Annotated in this window: 16 protein-coding genes; all 16 read right to left on the bottom strand. The window is 74.3% G+C overall.

Annotated features, from left to right (window positions below; all coding sequences use genetic code 11):
• Window positions 1–181: 181 nt before the first annotated feature.
• The gene (locus tag ACFT41_RS19935) at window positions 182–1,687 is read right to left on the bottom strand and encodes a potassium/proton antiporter (RefSeq protein ID WP_377586473.1); all 1,506 of its coding nucleotides are present in this window, start codon (window positions 1,685–1,687) and stop codon (window positions 182–184) included.
• Window positions 1,688–1,709: 22 nt separating this feature from the next.
• The gene (locus ACFT41_RS19930) at window positions 1,710–2,009 is read right to left on the bottom strand and encodes a DUF167 domain-containing protein (protein ID WP_377586475.1); all 300 of its coding nucleotides are present in this window, start codon (window positions 2,007–2,009) and stop codon (window positions 1,710–1,712) included.
• Between the two features lie 5 nt (window positions 2,010–2,014).
• The gene (locus ACFT41_RS19925; RefSeq protein WP_377586477.1) at window positions 2,015–2,632 is read right to left on the bottom strand and encodes a hypothetical protein; all 618 of its coding nucleotides are present in this window, start codon (window positions 2,630–2,632) and stop codon (window positions 2,015–2,017) included.
• Window positions 2,633–2,704: 72 nt separating this feature from the next.
• Window positions 2,705–3,508: a DivIVA domain-containing protein gene (locus ACFT41_RS19920; protein ID WP_377586479.1), complete on the bottom strand. Its 804-nt coding sequence runs from the start codon at window positions 3,506–3,508 to the stop codon at window positions 2,705–2,707.
• Window positions 3,509–3,563: 55 nt separating this feature from the next.
• On the bottom strand, window positions 3,564–3,863 hold the full coding sequence (locus ACFT41_RS19915; protein WP_377586481.1) for a YggT family protein: 300 nt from the start codon (window positions 3,861–3,863) through the stop codon (window positions 3,564–3,566).
• Window positions 3,864–3,892: 29 nt separating this feature from the next.
• On the bottom strand, window positions 3,893–4,627 hold the full coding sequence (locus ACFT41_RS19910) for a cell division protein SepF (protein ID WP_377586483.1): 735 nt from the start codon (window positions 4,625–4,627) through the stop codon (window positions 3,893–3,895).
• A gap of 189 nt (window positions 4,628–4,816) precedes the next feature.
• Window positions 4,817–5,578, bottom strand: coding sequence for a YggS family pyridoxal phosphate-dependent enzyme (locus ACFT41_RS19905; RefSeq protein WP_377586485.1), 762 nt, complete (start codon window positions 5,576–5,578; stop codon window positions 4,817–4,819).
• A gap of 9 nt (window positions 5,579–5,587) precedes the next feature.
• Window positions 5,588–6,700: a cell division protein FtsZ gene (gene ftsZ / locus ACFT41_RS19900; RefSeq protein ID WP_377586487.1), complete on the bottom strand. Its 1,113-nt coding sequence runs from the start codon at window positions 6,698–6,700 to the stop codon at window positions 5,588–5,590.
• Between the two features lie 321 nt (window positions 6,701–7,021).
• Window positions 7,022–7,840 carry a cell division protein FtsQ/DivIB gene (locus ACFT41_RS19895; protein WP_377586489.1) on the bottom strand — a complete coding sequence of 273 codons (819 nt, stop codon included), beginning with the start codon at window positions 7,838–7,840 and terminating at the stop codon, window positions 7,022–7,024.
• A complete protein-coding gene (gene murC, locus ACFT41_RS19890) occupies window positions 7,837–9,303 on the bottom strand; it encodes a UDP-N-acetylmuramate--L-alanine ligase (protein ID WP_377586491.1) in 1,467 nt (488 codons plus the stop codon). The genes ACFT41_RS19895 and murC overlap by 4 nt, the downstream gene beginning before the upstream one ends.
• A gap of 34 nt (window positions 9,304–9,337) precedes the next feature.
• The gene (gene murG, locus ACFT41_RS19885; RefSeq protein WP_377586493.1) at window positions 9,338–10,444 is read right to left on the bottom strand and encodes an undecaprenyldiphospho-muramoylpentapeptide beta-N-acetylglucosaminyltransferase; all 1,107 of its coding nucleotides are present in this window, start codon (window positions 10,442–10,444) and stop codon (window positions 9,338–9,340) included.
• On the bottom strand, window positions 10,444–11,850 hold the full coding sequence (locus ACFT41_RS19880; protein WP_377586509.1) for an FtsW/RodA/SpoVE family cell cycle protein: 1,407 nt from the start codon (window positions 11,848–11,850) through the stop codon (window positions 10,444–10,446). Before ACFT41_RS19880 ends, murG begins: the two co-directional genes overlap by 1 nt.
• Before the next feature lie 219 nt (window positions 11,851–12,069).
• Window positions 12,070–13,206, bottom strand: coding sequence for a phospho-N-acetylmuramoyl-pentapeptide-transferase (gene mraY / locus ACFT41_RS19875; RefSeq protein ID WP_377586495.1), 1,137 nt, complete (start codon window positions 13,204–13,206; stop codon window positions 12,070–12,072).
• A complete protein-coding gene (gene murF / locus ACFT41_RS19870; RefSeq protein ID WP_377586497.1) occupies window positions 13,203–14,603 on the bottom strand; it encodes a UDP-N-acetylmuramoyl-tripeptide--D-alanyl-D-alanine ligase in 1,401 nt (466 codons plus the stop codon). Before murF ends, mraY begins: the two co-directional genes overlap by 4 nt.
• Entirely contained in the window at window positions 14,600–16,123 is a 1,524-nt protein-coding gene (locus ACFT41_RS19865) for a UDP-N-acetylmuramoyl-L-alanyl-D-glutamate--2,6-diaminopimelate ligase (RefSeq protein WP_377586499.1), read from the bottom strand. The genes murF and ACFT41_RS19865 overlap by 4 nt, the downstream gene beginning before the upstream one ends.
• Window positions 16,124–16,214: 91 nt before the next feature.
• Window positions 16,215–17,983, bottom strand: a 1,769-nt coding sequence (locus ACFT41_RS19860; protein ID WP_377613947.1) for a peptidoglycan D,D-transpeptidase FtsI family protein, incomplete at its 5' end; no start/stop codon positions are given.

Here is a 17,983-nt window from a genome sequence, read left to right as displayed (position 1 = left end):
TCTGGACAGGGGTCACCGGCCTGGCGCCCCCAGGTAACAAAACGGGCGCGCGGCAAGGATCGCCGCGCACTCCGGAGGTTGGCAAGAATACGGAACGTACAGGCGTCCGACAACGTGCCGCACCGCCGCACCACTATTCCGCCCCGAAAGCCCTCAAATGGGCAAAAGGAACGCTAGCAGATCAGTTGTCGCGGTCGTCGCCGTACTCGCCAAACCACCGGGCCAGGCGGCCCCGGCGGCTGACCGCCCGCAGCCGGCGCTCGGCGGCGTCCCGCACCCCGGTGGTGGCCACGATCAGCAGGCTGTCGCCCGTCTTCAGCCGGGTGTCCAGGCCGGGCACGAAGCCCACCCCGTCGCGCAGCACCAGCGTCACCGACGCGCCCACCGGCAGCCGCAGCTCGTCCACGTGCACCCCGCCCAGCCGCGAACCCGGCGGCACCTCCAGCTGGAGCAGGTCGGCCCGCATCCGCTCCAGGGGCGCGGTCTCCACCCGAATCTCGGCCAGCTCGGCGGGCGCGGTGACCCGCAGCCGGCGCGCGGCCGGGGCGAGCGTGCCCGCCTGGAGCACCGTGAAGATCACCACCAGCACGAAGACCGCGTCGAAGAGCTGCTCCGCCCCCGGCACCCGCTGCGACAGCGGGATGGTCGCCAGCACGATCGGCACCGCCCCGCGCAGCCCCGCCCAGGACAGGAACGCCTGCTCGCGCGGGCCGATGCGGAACGGGGTGGCCGACACCGCCACCGACAGCGGCCGGGCCAGCAGCAGCAGCGCCAGCCCGGCGACGACCGCCGGCAGCACCGCCGCCTCCAGCCGGCCCGGCGAGACCAGCAGCCCGAGCAGCACGAACAGGCCGATCTGGGCCAGCCAGGCCAGCCCGTCGGCGAAACCGAGGATGGCCTGCCGGTGCGGCAGCCGGGCGTTGCCCAGCAGCACCCCCGCCACGTACACGGCGAGGAAGCCCGACGCGTGCAACACCGCGCCGGCGGCATACGCGAGCACGGTGAAGCCGACCACCGCGATCGGGTACAGCCCCGCCGAGGGCAGCGCCGCCCGGCGCAGCGCCGCCCGGCCGGCGAGCCCCGCGCCCGCCCCGACGGCGGCACCCACGCCCAACTCGTAGCCGAGCAGCAGCACCTCGTACCACCAGGGGTGGCCGGCCTCGGTGGCCGAGCGGGACAGCAGCACCACCAGGAGCACCACCGGGGCGTCGTTCATCCCCGACTCGGCCTCCAGGGTGGCGACCAGCCGGGGCGGCAGGCGCAGCCGGCGCAGGGTGGCGAAGACGGCGGCGGCGTCGGTGGACGAGAGCACCGCGCCGTAGAGCATCGCCAGCCGCCAGTCCAGCCCGAGCAGCAGATGCACCGCCAGGCCGACCACCAGGATATTCACCACCACCCCGACGGTGGACAGTGCCGAGGCCAGGCCGAGCACCGGCCGCAGGGTGTTCCACCGGGCGGTCAGCCCGCCCTCTGCGATGATCACGATCAGGGCGCAGAAGCCCAGGGTGCGGGTCAGCTCGACGTCGTCGAAACGGATGCCCAGCCCGGACTCGCCGATCGCCACCCCGAGGGCCAGGTAGACCAGCAGGCTGGGCACGCCGAGGCGGGTGGAGAAGCGGACCGCGCCGACCGCCACCAGCAGCACCCCGGCGCCGAGCAGCAGCGCCAGCTCGAACCCGGGGGTCATGCCGACCCGGGGCGGCCAGCCGTCACCGGCCGGCCCCGTCGCGCAGCCGGCACAGCGTCTCCGCCAGCTCCGGCGTCGGGCGCTCGACGACGAAGAGCTTGTCCCGACTCGCCGCGCCGGCCCGCAGCGCCACGGTCGACGGCCGGACGCCGAGCGCGTCGGCGAGGGCCCGGCGGGCCGCCTCGGTGGCCCGGCCGTCGACCGGCGGGGCGTTCACGGCGATCACCAGGGCCGGCCCGTGCGGGCCGTCGTGCCGGCCGCCGACGCGCGCCCGGGCGGCCCCCGGCTTGACCCGTACGGCGACGGTGAGCGTGTCGTCCACCGGCGTCAGAGCGGCCGGGCGTCGGCGAGGAGGGCGGTGTCCGGCGCGCAGCGGGCGCACGGGCTGAAACCCAGGCGCACCGCCTCGGCCACCGGCAGCGGCTCGGCCTCCCGCCCGTAGAGGTGGGGGCAGTCGGACAGGTGGTAGCGGGGCCGGCCGTCCACCACCAGGACCTCCGCGTCGAGTGCGGCGACCAGCGCCGCGTCGGCCGGCGACACCCGCAGCGCGGGCGGCTCGTCCGAGGGCGCGGCGGCCTCGCCCGCCGCGTCGGCGTGCGGATCGGCTGCGGCGGCCGGCGACCCGGGCGGTTGCCGCCACCCGGGGTCGTCGGCGCCGATCGTGGACGAAACGCGCTGGGCCGGAATGTCCGGCCCGACCGGAGGACCCGCCGCGTCCCACGGGTCAGGGCCCGTCGGTGGCCGGCGCGCCCCGGACGTGTCGGGGTCGACCCGCGCGGCTGCCGCCCGGGTGGCGGCCGCCTGGCGGGCACCCACCACCAACGCGACGGCGGCCAGCAGGCTGGCCGCGATGGACGCGGTCAGCAGCACGCTGGAGCCACCGGTGAGGCCGACCACCAGAAGCACGACCGCGACGAGGATGAGCAACAGGCTTGCGACTATCACGGCTCACCCCCGCCGCGTCGGATTCAGCTGGCACGTCGGCGGCAGTCCCCACGACGGCCGCCGCACCGAAGATCAGCGGCCGGACTCCAGCGCGCCGGAGCGCCCGCCACCGTACGAGCCGGCGAGGCCGGCTGCCGCGAGGCCGTTGCTGCCCCCGACTGCCCGACTGCCCTCGGCCCGGGTCATCTCGGCCTCCAGGCCCTGGCCACGGCCGTCGAGGTCGCGCAGCTGGCTCTCCAGGTAGGCCTTGAGCCGGGTGCGGTACTCCCGCTCGAACTGCTTGAGCTCCTCGATGTGCTTCTGCAGCGCGGTGCGCTTGGCGTCCAGGCCGCCCATGGCCTCCTGGTGCCGCTGGCGCGCGTCGCGCTCCAGGGCGTCGGCCTTGGCGCGCGCCTCGCGGGTGACCTCCTCGGCCTTGGAACGGGCCTCGGAGAGCAGCTGGTCGGCCTCGCGACGGGCGTCGGAGACGTGGTCGTCGGCGGTGCGCTGGGCCATCATCAGCACCCGCAGGGCCTGCTGCTCGCCGTCGCCGGCCACGGCCGGGCCCCCCTGGGCGCGGACCTGCTCCAGCTCGGCCTGCATTGCCCGGGCGGCCTGCTCGGCGGCCACCTTGTCGCGCTGCACCCGGTCGAGCTGGGCCTTGACGTCGTTGAGCTCCGCGGCGAGCCGGGCGTCGCCGCCCGGACCGGCGGGGGCACCGCCGCGACCGCCGCGCTCCACCTGGGCGCGCAGCTCGTTGTTCTCCTCGATCAGACGGGCAAGCTCGCGCTCGACCTCGTCCAGGAAGGCGTCGACCTCCTCCTCGTCGTACCCCCGCTTGCCGATCGGCGGCTTTTTGAAGGCGACGTTGTGGACGTCGGCCGGGGTCAGCGGCATCGAAACTCCTCGGGTCAGTTGCGGCCGCGCAGCGGGCTGGATCTGCGGGTCTTTCTCACCCGAGGATCAGCCGCTTCAACACGAACTCCATCAGCACGAACAGGATAACCAGGAGCACAAGGGAGGCCAGGTCGATGCTCACGGTACCAATTCGCAGCGGAGGGATCACACGCCTCAACGCCTTGAGAGGCGGATCAGTGACGCTCCACACGGATTCCAGCCCCACCGTCGCTCCCCGGCCTGGCTGCCAGCGACGCCCGTAGGCGAGGACCGCGCTGAGGACAAACCGGGCCAGAAGAACGATCAGGAAGACATACAGAATCAGGTACAGCACTTGCAGCAGGATCGACAACACAGCAGGCGACGTCCCTCGGTCGGGCGGGGCTAACTCAGGCTGAAGAACCCACCCTCAGCGATCTTGGCCTTGTCCTCCGCGGTGACCTGGACGTTGGCCGGTGAGAGCAGGAACACCCGGTTGGTCACGCGCTCGATCGTACCGCGCAGCCCGAAGGCCAGCCCGGCGGCGAAGTCAACCAACCGGCGGGCATCGGCCTCGTCCATCTCGGTGAGGTTGATGATCACCGGAACGCCGTCGCGGAAGTGCTCCCCGATCGTGCGGGCCTCCCGGTAGGTGGTGGGGTGCAGCGTGGTGATCTGGTAACGCTGTTCCTCCTCCACCGGGGCCACCCGCTCCCTCGGCTGGGCCTGCGGCGCCAGGGCGAGGTTGTCCCGCGTGTGGTAGGTCAACGCGCCGGAGCCGTCACCGCCGGAGCTGCGGGTGATCGACCGGACGCTGGACCGGTCGGGGCGCTCGACCCGCTCGACCCGCTCGACCCGCTCGCCGCGCTCCGGCCGGTCGGAGTCCGTCCGGTCCCGGTCGGAGTCCAGCGGGCGGGTGGCGGAGCGCTCGGTCAGCCGACCCCGCTCACCGGCCCGGGGCCGCGGCGCCGGTGGCTCGTCGGCATCGTCATCGTCGTCGAACTCCTCGGCGTACCGGCCCTGCCGGTAGCGCGACGACTCGCGGTAGCCACTCTTGTCGTAGCCACCGTCGTCGTACGCCCGCTCGTCGTCCTCCTCGACCAGGCCGAGCCAGACCCCCGCCTTGCGCAGTGCACCCATCCCGCGCCCTTCCGTCCGCCGTGCGGCACGCGCCCCCGTGCCGTGTCGCTTCTCGCGAGTGGACAACTGCCCACCGGACCGGAACAGCAATCCCCGGCCCACGATTCGCGGTCGCGGGCCGCGCCCCCTGACGACGGGACGCCGCTCCTGAAACAACACTGATGTAATTTGCTTCTCTCGCGGGTCAGGCTACCGCAGCGTGGAACGCATTCCGAGCAACGCGCTGCCGACGCGGACATGTGTCGCGCCGTATCGGATCGCGACCTCCAGGTCCCCGCTCATCCCGGCGGAGAGCGCGACCGCCTCCGGATGGGCCACGCGGAACGCCTGAGCCACCTCCGCGAGCCGGGCGAACGCCCGCTGCGGCTCCCAGCCCAGCGGGGCCACCGCCATCAGCCCGGCCAGCCGCAGCCCCGCCGCGCCGGCCACCGCCTCGGCCACCGGGTCGAGCCCGGCGTCCGGGTCGGCCGAGCCCGGCAGCACCCCACCCCGGGCCGGGTCGGCATCGACGCTGACCTGCACCAACACGTCGACGGGACGGTCCCTGCCCGCCAGGGCCGCGGCGTCGAGGGCCCGGGCCAGCCGGACGCTGTCGACCGACTGGACGACCTCGGCGTAACGGACCACCGACCGGCACTTGTTGCGCTGCAACTGCCCGATGAAGTGCCAGCGGGGCGTCACCCCGGCGGCGGTCACCTCGGCGGCCTTGCCGGCGGCCTCCTGGTCACGGTTCTCCCCCATGTCGACCACGCCGAGCCCGGCCAGGGCCAGCACGTCGGAGGCCGGATAGGTCTTGGTCACCGCGACCATGGTGACGTCGGCGCGGTCCCGCCCCGCCGCCGCGCAGGCGTCGGCGATGCGGGACCGGACCCGGGCCAGCCCGGCCGCCAACTCGGCCCGGCGGTCGGGGTGCCCCGGACCAGGGTGCACCGTCGGGTTCACGTCGGTCATCTCGGGCGGTCAGGATCCGTTCTTGAGGAAGTCCGGCACGTCCACGTCGTCGAAGAGCACCCGCCGCGGCGACTGGGACGGCGCGGGCATCGTGGTCGGGGGCGGCGTCGGCGTGGTCGGCTGGGTCGGCTGGTTCTGGTTGCTCTTGCGGCTCGGCTCGGGCTTGTACGCCGGCGTCCCGCCGTCGAACCCGGCGGCGATCACGGTGACCCGCACCTCGTCGCCGAGGGCGTCGTCGATGACCGCGCCGAAGATGATGTTGGCGTCCGGGTGGGCCGCGTCGGTGACCAGCTGGGCCGCGTCGTTGATCTCGAACAGGCCGAGGTCGGAGCCGCCGGCGATGGAGAGCAGCACGCCGCGCGCGCCGTCCATGCTCTGCTCCAGCAGCGGGCTGGAGATGGCCGCCTCCGCCGCCTCGACCGCGCGGTTCTCGCCCCGGGCGCTGCCGATGCCCATGAGCGCGCTGCCCGCGCCGCTCATCACGCTCTTGACGTCGGCGAAGTCCAGGTTGATCAGACCCGGGGTGGTGATCAGGTCGGTGATGCCCTGGACGCCGGAGAGGAGCACCTGGTCGGCCGTGCGGAACGCGTCCATCATGCTGATGTTCCGGTCGCCGAGTGCCAGCAGCCGGTCGTTGGGGATGACGATCAGCGTGTCGCACTGGTTGCGCAGCTCGTCTATTCCCGCCTCGGCCTGCACCTGGCGGCGCTTGCCCTCGAACGAGAACGGCCGGGTGACCACGCCGATGGTCAGCGCGCCGAGCTTGCGGGCGATGTTCGCCACCACGGGCGCGCCGCCGGTGCCGGTGCCGCCGCCCTCGCCGCAGGTCACGAAGACCATGTCGGCGCCCTTGAGCACCTCCTCGATCTCGTCGCGGTGGTCCTCGGCGGCGTTCTTGCCGACGTCGGGGTTGGCGCCGGCGCCGAGCCCCCGGGTCAGCTCGCGCCCCACGTCCAGCTTGACATCGGCGTCGCTCATCAGCAGCGCCTGCGCGTCGGTGTTGATCGCGATGAACTCGACGCCCTTGAGCCCAACCTCGATCATCCGGTTGACGGCGTTGACGCCGCCGCCCCCGATGCCGACGACCTTGATGACCGCCAGGTAGTTGTGCGGAGGTGTCATCTCCGGTCCTTTCCCTTCGAGATTGGCATGGGCCGACCCCACACGGCTTGGCCAGACCAGCGCCGACACGGCCCGGCCCCCACGAGGCGAGAGGTGAACCCTAACCCTCTACTAGAGGCTTACTGTTATGTCAACTACTGATCCTCTTCGGGGCAACGTAAGCGGCCCCACGCCCGGAGCCAAGGACCCGCCCGGCGTGTCGCCGCCGGAGAGGGCCACGCCTCACCTTCCGGGCCCCCGGGCGGGCCCCCGGGCCGGCCCGCGCCGCCGCCCGACCCGCGCCACGGGCCACCCGGCACGGGCGGACCGCTGACCGGTCGGTCACTTGAAGGTGACCACGTCCGGCGCGCTCACATCGATCGTGTCGGCCTTCCGACCGAGCAGGGCGGTGGCCACCCGGGCCTTGTCCGCGCCCCGGGTGGCGTCCCCCCAGACGACGGTCCGGTCGCCGCGCAGCCGCAGGCTGATCCGGGCCAGTCCCTCGACGCCGACCTCCACCAGCTGCCCGCGCAGCTCCGGGGTCAGCGCGCCCAGCACCTCCAGCCCGGCCAGGGTGCCCGGATCCGCCGGCCCCGGCCGACCGACCCGCACCACCGGCAGGCCGTCCGGCTGCCGGGGCACCGACCGGAACACCACCCCGGAGCCGTCGACCACGGCGAACCGCTCGCCCTGCGGCACCGCCGCCACCGGCGTGCGCTCCACCACCCGCACCACCAGCGCGCCCGGCCAGTCCCGGGTGACCGTCGCCCGCTGCACCGGGGCGAGGGTGCCGATCCGCCGGGCGACGGCGGCCAGGTCGACCCGCGCCAGCGGCTGGTCGTCCGGCACCGCGGCGGCCTCGCGGACCTCCACCGCGGTGACCAGCTCGGCGCCCTCCACCCGCACCTCGCGCACCCCGAGCAGCCCGGTGCCGAGCACCGTCCAGGCCACCAGCGCGGCCACGGTCAGCACCCCGGCGGTCACCGCCCAGGGCAGCGCCGCGCGCATCCGGCGCTGCCGGGCCCGGGCCATGAACCGCCGGGTCGACGGCGGCACCGCGTCCGAACCGGCCCGCACCAGCTGCCAGCGTCGCACCGGCCCCCGCCGGCCGCCGCCGGGGTCCGCGCCGGCCGTCCGGCCGCGCGCCGGACCGGGGCTCATCCGGCGGTGGCCGCCGAGCCGCCCGCTGGGCCGGCGGTGTCACCGGCGCGGGCCGACAGGGCCGCCAGCAGCTCGTCGCCCATCAGCGAGATCGGCGGGGCGCCCATCGTCACCACCACGTCGCCCGGACGCGCCCGGCGGGCCACCTCGACCGGCGCGTCCTCCCAGGAGCCGACGAAGACCTTCCGGTCGGCCGGCAGCGGCACCGCCTCGACCAGCGCCGCCGATCCCTCCCCGGGCTCGCGCAGCTCGCCGGGGCCGAAGACCTCCAGCAGCACCAGCTCGTCGGCGAGGCCCAGGGCGGCGGCGATCTCCGCCTGGAGGTCGCGGGTGCGGTAGAGCCGGTAGGGCTGGAACACCACGATCAGCCGCCCGTCGCCGGCCACCTCGCGCAGCGTCCGCATCGCCAGCGTCATCGAGGTCGGGTGGTAGGCGTACTCGTCGTAGACCAGCACCCCGTCGGCGACGCCCTTGCGCTCGAAGCGCCGCCGCACCCCGGGAAACGCCGCGAGCGCGGCCTCCGCCGCCTCGACGGGCAACCCCAGCAGGTACGCGGTGAGCACCGCCGACGCGCTGTTGAGCCCCATGTGCCGCCCCGGCACCGGCAGCCGGAACTCGCCCAGCGAACGCCCGTCGACCTCGGCGAGGTAGCGCACCCCCCGCGCGGAGGAGACGACCTCGCTCAGCCGCAGATCGGCGTCGGCCGCCTCCCCGTACGTGTGCACCCGGCGCCCCTCGGCGCGCAGCGTCTGCGCCAGCCGCCGCCCGCCCGGGTCGTCGGCGCAGGTGACGATGAACCCGTCCGGGTCGGTGAGCCGGGCGAACTCGGCGAACGCCGCCTCCAGCGTGGCCAGGTCCCCGTACGTGTTGAGGTGGTCGGCCTCGATGTTGGTGATCACCGAGACGTACGGGCGGTAGATCAGGAACGACCGGTCGCTCTCGTCGGCCTCGACCACGAAGTGCTCGCCCGTGCCGTGGTGCGCCCCGGAGCCCACCTCGGAGATCTCCCCACCGATCACGAAGGACGGATCGGTGCCGGCCTGCTGGAGCACCATCGTCACCATCGAGGTGGTGGTGGTCTTGCCGTGGGTGCCGGCGATCGCCACCGTGCGCCGGCCGGTCATCGCCGCCGCGAGGGCCTCGGAGCGGTGCAGCACCCGCAGCCCGCGCCGGCGCGCCTCCACCATCTCCACGTGGTCCTGCGGAATCGCCGAGGAGTAGACGACCGTGTCGACGCCGTCGAGGTTGGCCGGCTCGTGGGTCATCTGGATCGTCCCGCCCAGCGCCCGCATCCCGGCCAGCGACGGCCACTCCCGCAGCTCGCTGCCGGAGACCGGCAGGCCCCGGGTGAGGAAGAGCCGGGCCAGTCCGCTCATGCCGACGCCGCCGACCCCGATCAGGTGGATCCGGCCCAGGTCCTCGGCGGTCAGCGTGCCGGCCGGGGTGAACTGCGCGGTGTTCATGACGGGCACCTTCCGGTCGCGACGGCCCGGCCCCTCATCGGGCCACCGCCTCGTAGACGAAGTTCAGCAGCGCCTCGTCGCCGTCGCGTCGCCCGTACGCCGCCGCGGCGGCACCCATCGCGGCGAGCCGGTGCGGGTCGCGGATCAGCGGGATGACGGTGCGCTCCACCCAGGCCGGGGTCAGCTCGGCGTCGTCCACGAGCAACCCGCCACCGGCCTCCACCACGGGCAGCGCGTTGCGCTTCTGCTCCTGGTTGCTGTGCGGGTACGGCACGTAGACGGTGGGCAGCCCGATCGCGGCGACCTCGGCGCAGGTCATCGCCCCGCCCCGGGCGAGCATCAGGTCGGCGGCGGCGTAGCCGATCTCCATCTGGGACAGGTACGGCAGCGTCACGTACGGCACCGGCAGGTCGGTGGGAACCGGCACCGGCTCGTTGCGGGCGCCCATCACGTGCAGCACCTGCACGCCGTGCCGGGCCAGCTCCTTGGCCGCGCCCGCGACGGCGAGGTTGATCGACCGGGCGCCCTGCGAGCCACCGGCGACGAAGAGCACCGGCAGGTCCGGCCGGAGTCCGAAGTGGGCGCGGGCGGCGGCGGCGTTGGCGGCCCGGTCCAGCCCGGCGATGCCCCGGCGCAGCGGCACGCCGACCACCCGGGCGTCGCGCAGCGCCTCGGCCTGCACCGGCTGGTGCGGGAAGCCCACCGCGACGTTGCTCGTGAACTTCATGCCGAGCCGGTTGGCCACCCCCGGTGGCACGTTCACCTCGTGGATGACGATCGGCAGCTCGCGCCGCCAGGCGGCCAGGTAGCCGGGCACCGAGACGTACCCGCCGAAGCCGACGACCACGTCGGCCTGGACCTCGTCGATCACCTTGCCCGCCGCGCGGGCCGCCTTCCACATCCGGTCCGGGGTGCGGACCAGGCTCATGTTGACCGACCGGGGCAGCTGGTAGGCCGGGATCTGCCGCAGGTCGTAGCCGGCCGGCGGGATCAGCTCGTTCTCCAGGCCCTTGGGTGTGCCGAGGCAGGTGATCCGGACGCCCGGGTCGTGTCGGCGCAGGCAGTCGGCGAAGGCGAGCAGCGGGTAGATGTGGCCACCCGTGCCCCCTCCGCAGAGCACCACCGAACGCAGCGGACCCATCAGCGTCTCCTCTCGCTCGCCGTGCCGCCCCGGGCCCGGTCCGGCCGGGCGCCACGGGATGCGGCCTGGTCGTCCTCGCGCCGCGCCCGCGACCGGGGTACGGACCCACGGTCCGCCGGTGGCGGCGCCGGGCGACGGCGCCGGCCGGGAAGCGGCGGCAACGGGGCCCAGAGTAGTCGGACCCATCGGGCGGGCGGACGGGCATGCAGGGCTCGGGCCGCGTCGGGTTCGCAGCGGGCGAACGAGGCGAGCATGCCGACCGCCGCCATGGTCACCACCAGGGCGCTTCCGCCGTCGGAGATGAACGGCAGCGGCACACCGGTCAGCGGCATCAGGCCGACGACCCCGCCGATGTTGATGATCGCCTGGCCGACCAGCCAGGTGGTGGCCCCGGCGGCGGCGAGTCGGCGGAACGGGTCCTCCACCCGCCGGGCGATGCGCAGCCCGGTGTAGCCGAGCACCGCGAAGAGGGTGATCAGCACGACGCTGCCGACCACGCCCAGCTCCTCGGCGAGCACGGCGAAGATGAAGTCGTTGTGCGCCTCGGGCAGCCAGCCGAACTTGAAGCTGCTCTTGCCCAGCCCGACACCGAACCAGCCGCCGTGCTCGATGGCGTTGCGGGCCTGGGCGACCTGGTAGCACTGCTCGGCGAAGCACTCCTGCGGCGGCGGCGGGTTGACGAAGGTGGTGAGCCGGGCCAGCCGGTAGTTCTCCTCACCCTTCGCGCCCGAGCCCGCGCCCAGCGAGGCCGCGGCGACGAGCAGCCCGATGCCGACCAGCCCGATCACCGACAGCACGGCGAAGACCTTGGTGCGCACCCCGGCCGCCCAGAGCAGGCCGACGACGAGGGCCAACAGGCAGAGCATCGTGCCGACGTCGTTGTAGCCGACCAGCACGAACAGCAGCGCGACCACGGGGAACAGCGGGGTGGCCAGCTCCTTCCACCAGCCGAGCCGGGCGCCCTTGCGGGCCAGCACGTCGGCGCCCCACAGCACCAGCGCGAACTTCGCCAGCTCGGAGGGCTGGAGCTGGACGCCGCCGACGAACAGCCACAGCAGGTTGGCCTCCAGCGGCCCCACCCGCGTCACCCCGAAGAACGAGTCCAGCGCGAGCAACAGGTTGAGCACCAGCAGCAGCACCACGGCGACGCCGAGCGCCGTACCGGCCACGGACCGGTAGGTGCTCGCCGGCAGCCGCTGGCACACCCAGAACGCCACCACCCCGATCACCGCGAAGATCGCCTGCTGGGTGGCGTCGGCGAAGGCGTTGCCCTCCTCGGCGTAGTTCTTCACGCTGGTGGCCGAGAAGACCATCGTCAGGCCGATGACCAGCAGCAGGCCGGCGCTGGAGATCAGCAGGTAGTACGAGGCCAGGGGCCGGGACAGCAGGCCGCGCAGCGCGGCCAGCCCGCCGGCGGCGTCCAGGCCGAACGCCGGGGCGGCGGCCGGCGGGTCGGCACCCCGCCCGCCCCCCGGGCTGCGCCGCCCGGGCGTGTCGGTCGTTGTCGCGCTGGTGCCTCGGTCCTCCCCCACCCGCCCATCATCGCGAATGCGAGCGGCCCGTTCCCGCCGAACGCCGTGGTCGGCGTGTCGCCGGGGTGGAAGGAGGGGGCGGGAGGCGGCGGCTCAGCCCATCGCGGCCAGGAAGTCGCTGTAGAACAGGCCGAGCGCGATGGCCACGCCGATCCCCGCGATGATCCAGAACCGGACCACGATGTTGACCTCGCTCCACCCGGCGAGCTCGAAGTGGTGCTGCAGCGGCGACATCCGGAACACCCGCTTGCCGGTGGTGCGGAACGAGATGATCTGGATGACCACCGACATCGTGATGATCACGAACAGCCCGCCGATGATCGGCAGCAGCAGGATGGTGCGGGTGGACATCGCCATGCCGGCGATCAGGCCGCCCAGGCCGAGCGCGCCGGTGTCGCCCATGAAGATCCGGGCCGGCGAGGTGTTCCACCACAGGAAGCCCACGCAGGCCCCGGCCGCCGCCCCGGCGATCAGCGCGATCTCCAGCGGGTCCCGCACCGTGTAGCAGTAGTTCTCCGGGTTCGCCGTGTACGACGGGTCGGCGCACCAGTGCCGGTACTGCCAGAACGCGATCAGCGCGTACGCGGCGAGGACCATCACCGACGCGCCGGTGGCCAGGCCGTCCAGGCCGTCGGTGAGGTTCACGCCGTTGGTCGCCGCCATCACCACGAAGATGAAGATGACCACCGCGCCGATCTTGGTGACGTCCAGCGCGGGGATGTCCCGGATGAAGCTCAGCGTGCTGGCGCCGACGGTCTCGGTGTTGGTCGCCGCGCCGCTGGCGTCGGTCATGCTGCTCGGGAAGTAGAGCGCGACGACGCCGAAGGCCGCCCCGACCAGGATCTGGCCGGCCAGCTTGCCCCGCTTGTTGAGGCCGCCGCTGTGCCGCTTGCGGACCTTCAGGAAGTCGTCGATGAAGCCGACCGCGCCGGAGAACACCATCAGGCCCAGCAGCACCAGCGCGGTGATCGTCGGCTCGACCTGGGCGATCTGGGCGTCCGGCAGGGTGGTCAGGGCGAGGTGCCCCGCGACGTACGCGATGACCGTGGCCAGGATGAAGACCACGCCGCCCATCGTCGGCGTGCCCTTCTTGCCCTCGTTGCTGGCGAGCCCGAGGTTCGATCGGATCGGCTGGCCGGCCTTCAGCCGGGCGAACACCTTGATCGCGATCGGTGTGCAGAACAGCGAGACGAGGAACGCCACCCCGATGGCGACGATCACCGCCCTCATGCGGCGGCACCCCCGTCCGCGGCGTCGGCGCGCAGCGCGTCGGCCACCTCCCAGGTGCGGTACCGCGAGCCCTTCACCAGGACGACGTCACCCGCCCGTAGTTCACTGCGCAGCACCTCGACGGCCGCCGCCTGATCGGTGAGCAGCACCGATCCTCCTCCCCAGTCCGCTACCGCTGTCGCGCCCTCATGGATCGGCGCCGCCGGCTCGCCCACCACGAGCAGCCGGTCCACACCCAGCTCAGCCGCGAGCCGGCCGACCTCCAGGTGCCCCTGTCGTTCGTACTCCCCCAGCTCCGCCATGTAGCCGAGCACCGCGACCGCCCGCCCCACCCCACGCATCCCCGCGAGGGCCCGCAGCGCCACCGCCGTGGACGCCGGGTTCGCGTTGTACGAGTCGTCGATCACCGTCACGCCGTCGGGTCGCTCGAAGACGTCCATCCGGCGGGTGGAGACCAGGCCCAGCTCGCCCAGCGCGGCGGCCAGCTCGGCCAGCGGCATGCCCAGCTCCCGGGCGACCGCCGCGGCGGCCAGCGAGTTCGACACCTGGTGCCGGCCGGTGAGCCCGAGCCGCACGGCCGCGGTCCCCTCCGGTGTGACCAGGGTGTACGCGGCGCGGCCCCGCCCGTCCAGCGTCACGTCCACGGCCCGCACGTCGGCGTGCGCGGCCTCGCCGTAGCGCACGACGCGGGCGGCGGTGCGGGCGGCCATCGCGTCGACGAGGGGGTCGTCGGCGTTGAGCACGGCCAGCCCGGCGGCGGGCAGCGACTCGACCAGCTCCCCCTTGGCCAGCGCGATGTTCTCCACCGAGCCGAACTCGCCGAGATGTGCCACGCCGACGTTGAGCACCACCGAGATGCGCGGCGGCACCACCTCGCACAGGTAGCGCACGTGCCCCACCCCCCGGGCGCCCTTCTCCAGCACCAGGAAGCGGGTGTCCGGGCCGGCCTGCAACGCCGTCCACGGGTGCCCCAGCTCGTTGTTGAACGACCCGGGCGGGGCCACCGTGGGGCCGAGCCGCGCGGTGAGCTGGGCGATCAGGTCCTTCGTGGTGGTCTTGCCCGACGATCCGGTCAGCCCGATCACGGTCAGCGCGGGCAGCCGGTCCACGACCGCGCGGGCCAGCCGGCCCATCGCGTCGAGGGCGTCGCCGACGAGCACCATCGGCACCCCGGGCACCTCGCGGGTGCCGAGCACCGCCACCGCGCCGGCGGCCACGGCACCGGCGGCGTAGTCGTGGCCGTCGACCTTCTCGCCGGGGAACGCGACGAACAGCGCGCCCGGCCCGGCCTTGCGCGAGTCGAACTCCACCGGGCCGGTCACCCGGGCGGCGGGGTCGGCGGCGGCCAGCCGGCCGCCGACGGCCTCGGCCACCTCGGCCAGCGTCAGCGGGATCATCGCCGGGCCGCCAGGTCCCCGAAGCGGGCGCGCAGCGCGTCGGCCAGCTCCGTGCGGTCGTCGAAGGGCAGCACCTCGCCGCCCACCTCCTGCCCGCGTTCGTGGCCCTTGCCGAGCACGGCGACCACGTCCCCCGGGGCGGCCAGCCGGACCGCCTCGTCGATCGCCGCGCGCCGACCAGCCACCTCGACGACCCGGGCCGGCGTGGCGACGGCGTACGCCCCGGCCAGCACCTCCGCCCGGATCGCCGCCGGCTCCTCGGTGCGCGGGTTGTCGTCGGTCACCAGCACCACGTCGGCCCCCCGGGCGGCGGCGGCGCCCATCTCCGGCCGCTTGCCGCGGTCGCGGTCGCCGCCGGCGCCGATGACGCAGATCAGCCGCCCGGCGCTCAGCTCGCGCAGCGCGGCCAGGGCCGCCACGATCGCGTCGGTCTTGTGCGCGTAGTCGACCACCCCGCGCACCGGGCCGGCCGCCGAGACCAGCTCCAGCCGGCCGGGCACCCCGCCGCAGGCGGCCACCCCGGCGGCGGCGGTGGACGCGTCCACGCCCGCGCCGACCAGCGCGGCGATGGCCAGCAGCGCGTTGGCGACGTTGTGCCGTCCGGGCAGCGCCACCCCGGCCGGCACGGTCAGCCCGTCGGGGCCGTGCGCGGTGAACCGCTGCGCGTAGCCCTCGCCGTCGACGTCGGTGGCGTACCAGGTGGCGGTGGGGTCGCCGGCGGCCGAGTAGCTGACCGTGGCGGGGGTGAACAGCGGGCGCAGCGCCGGGTCGTCGTGGTTGAGCACCTCGACGGCGCAGCGCCCGTCGAACAGCTGCGCCTTCGCCGCGAAGTAGTCCGCCGAGTCGGCGTGGAAGTCCAGGTGGTCGGAGCCGAAGTTGGTGTAGCCGCCGACGGTGAACCGCACCCCGCCGACCCGGCCCATGGCCAGGGCATGGCTGGAGACCTCCATGACCAGCGCGGTGACCCCGCGCTCCCGGGCGGCGGCGAGCATGGCGTGCAGGTCGGTGGCCTCCGGGGTGGTCCGCACGCTGTCGACGACCAGGTCGCCCAGCCGGGTCTCCACCGTGCCGATCAGGCCGGTGACGTGGCCGGCGGCGCGCAGCCCCGACTCCACCAGGTAGGCCGTGGAGGTCTTGCCGGCGGTGCCGGTGATCCCGATGACCGTCAGGCCGGCCGTGGGGTCGCCGTAGACGGCGGAGGCGAGCGCGCCGAGCGCCGCGCGGGGGTCGGGCACCACCAGTGCCGGCAGGCCCGCCAGCGCCACCGCCGGCGCGCCGGCCGGGTCGGTGAGGGCGGCCACCGCGCCGGCCGCCGCCGCGGCGGCGGCGAACTCCGCGCCGTGGCGGCGGGCGCCGGGCAGCGCGGCGTACAGGTCGCCGGGGCGGACCGCCTGGCTGGCGTGGGTCACCCCGGTCACCGCCTGGTCGGCGGCCCCCGCAGGGGCCTCGACGGCGAGCCGGTCGGCGAGTTCGCCGAGCCGGATTCCGGTCACGGTACGGGGGCGTGGATTGCCGGGCACGGCGTCAGACCCTACCCGGTCGTCCGGTTCCGACCGTACAGCCGCCCCGGTGGTTCGTCCCCACCAACCGATGATGTCCCGCCGCGCCTGGTCAGCGCGGAAAGACCTCGAACTTGGGCGCCGGCGCGCCGGACGGGGGGACCCGGTTACGGCTGAGCGTGAAGCCCATGATGTCGCGGAAGGCCGGCGCGGCGACCGCCCCGCCCCCGCCGCCGGGGCTCCACACGAAGACCGCCACCACGAAACGCGGATCGTCCGCCGGGGCCATCCCGATGAACGAGCCGACCTCGCCGGGCTGCTGCTTGCCGTCGACGTAGCGGATGCCGGTGCCGGTCTTGCCGGCCACCCGGTAGCCGGGCACCGCCGCGGCGAGCCCGGTGGCCCCGTCGACGGTGGTGACCGCCTCCAGCATGGTGCGCAGCGCCGCCGCGTTGGCCGGGCTGAGCACCGACCGGGTGACCGGCGCCTTGCCCGGCGTACGGCTGCCGTCCTTGCCGCTGATCACCTCCTTGATCAGGTGCGGCTGGACGTACGTGCCGTTGTTGGCGATCGCGGCGTACGCGGCGGCCATCTGCAGCGGCGTGGCGTCGACGCTGTGCCCGATCGGCACCGACCCGTACGACGACCCGCTCCACGCCTGGGCCGGCAGCAGCCGGCCGCTGGCCTCCCCCGGCATGCCCTCGCCGGTGGGCTGGCCGAGCCCGAAACGCTTCTGGTAGTCGATCAGCCGGTCCGGGCCGAGCTTGTCGGCGATCTCGATGGTGCCGACGTTCGACGAGTACGCGAGCATCCCGGGCAGGCTCATCCGCCGCCCGTTCGCCGGGTGGGTGTCGCGGAAGGTGGTGTCGCCCCTGACGATGCTGTCGGGGACCGGCAGCGCGGTGTCGGGGGTGATCACGCCCTCCTGGAGCGCCGCGCCGAACGTGATCGCCTTGTGGATGGAGCCGGGGTCGACCACGAAGCTGGTGGCCGCGTCCTCCCGGTCGGTCGGCTCGCTCTCCTGCGGCTTCGCCGCGTTGTAGGTGGGGTGGCTGGCCTGGGCCAGCACCTCGCCGGTGGGCACGTCGAGGACGATGGCGACGCCGACGCTGCCCTGCACCTTGGCCATCTGGCTCTTGAGCACCTGCTGCGACTTGAACTGGAGGTCCCGGTCGACGGTCAGTTGCAGGGAGTTGCCCGGCTTGGCCGGGGTGGTGCTGCTGTAGCCACCGGGGATCGGCGCGTCCAGCTTGCCCTGGCCGGCCTCGTAGACCTTGCGGCCGTTCTCGCCGCGCAGCAGGTCGTCGTAGCGGGCCTCCAGCCCCTCCAGGCCGACCATGTCCTGGCTGGTGAAGCCGATCAGGTTGGCGGCCAGGTCGCCGCCGGGCACCTCGCGCCGCTCGTCGCGGTGCACGCCGATGCCGAACAGGTCGAGCGCCACGATCTTCTTGGCGGTGGGGACGTCGACGCCCCGGGCCAGGTACTCGAACTGGGAGGGCACCCCGTTCTCCAGGGCGCGCGGCTTCATCCGCTCGGCCAGCTCGGAGGCCGGCAGGCCGAGCAGGGGCGACAGCGCCCGCGCGGTCGCCGCGCGGTCCCTGACCCGGGTCGGGTCGGCGAAGACGTACCGGGCCTCCACGCTGTTGGCCAGCGGGGCGCCGGTGCGATCGTAGATCGCCCCCCGGGGGGCGGGCAGGTCGACCCGGATCACCCGGTCGGCCAGGCCGCCCCCGGCGTACGCCGGGGTGTCGACCGCCTGGAGGAAGACCAGCCGGATGCCGATGGTGACGAACAGCGCGAGGACGAGCAGCATGCCCAGGCGCAGCCGGCGGCGCGGGTCGGCCAACCGGGGCGGCTTGCGGGGCTTGCGCGGCGACCGCC

Source organism: Micromonospora sp. NPDC057141, assembly GCF_042670805.1.
Classification (GTDB): domain Bacteria; phylum Actinomycetota; class Actinomycetes; order Mycobacteriales; family Micromonosporaceae; genus Micromonospora.
Note: the sequence above shows the minus strand (reverse complement) of the source record. Positions and strands in the feature narration are given on the sequence as shown.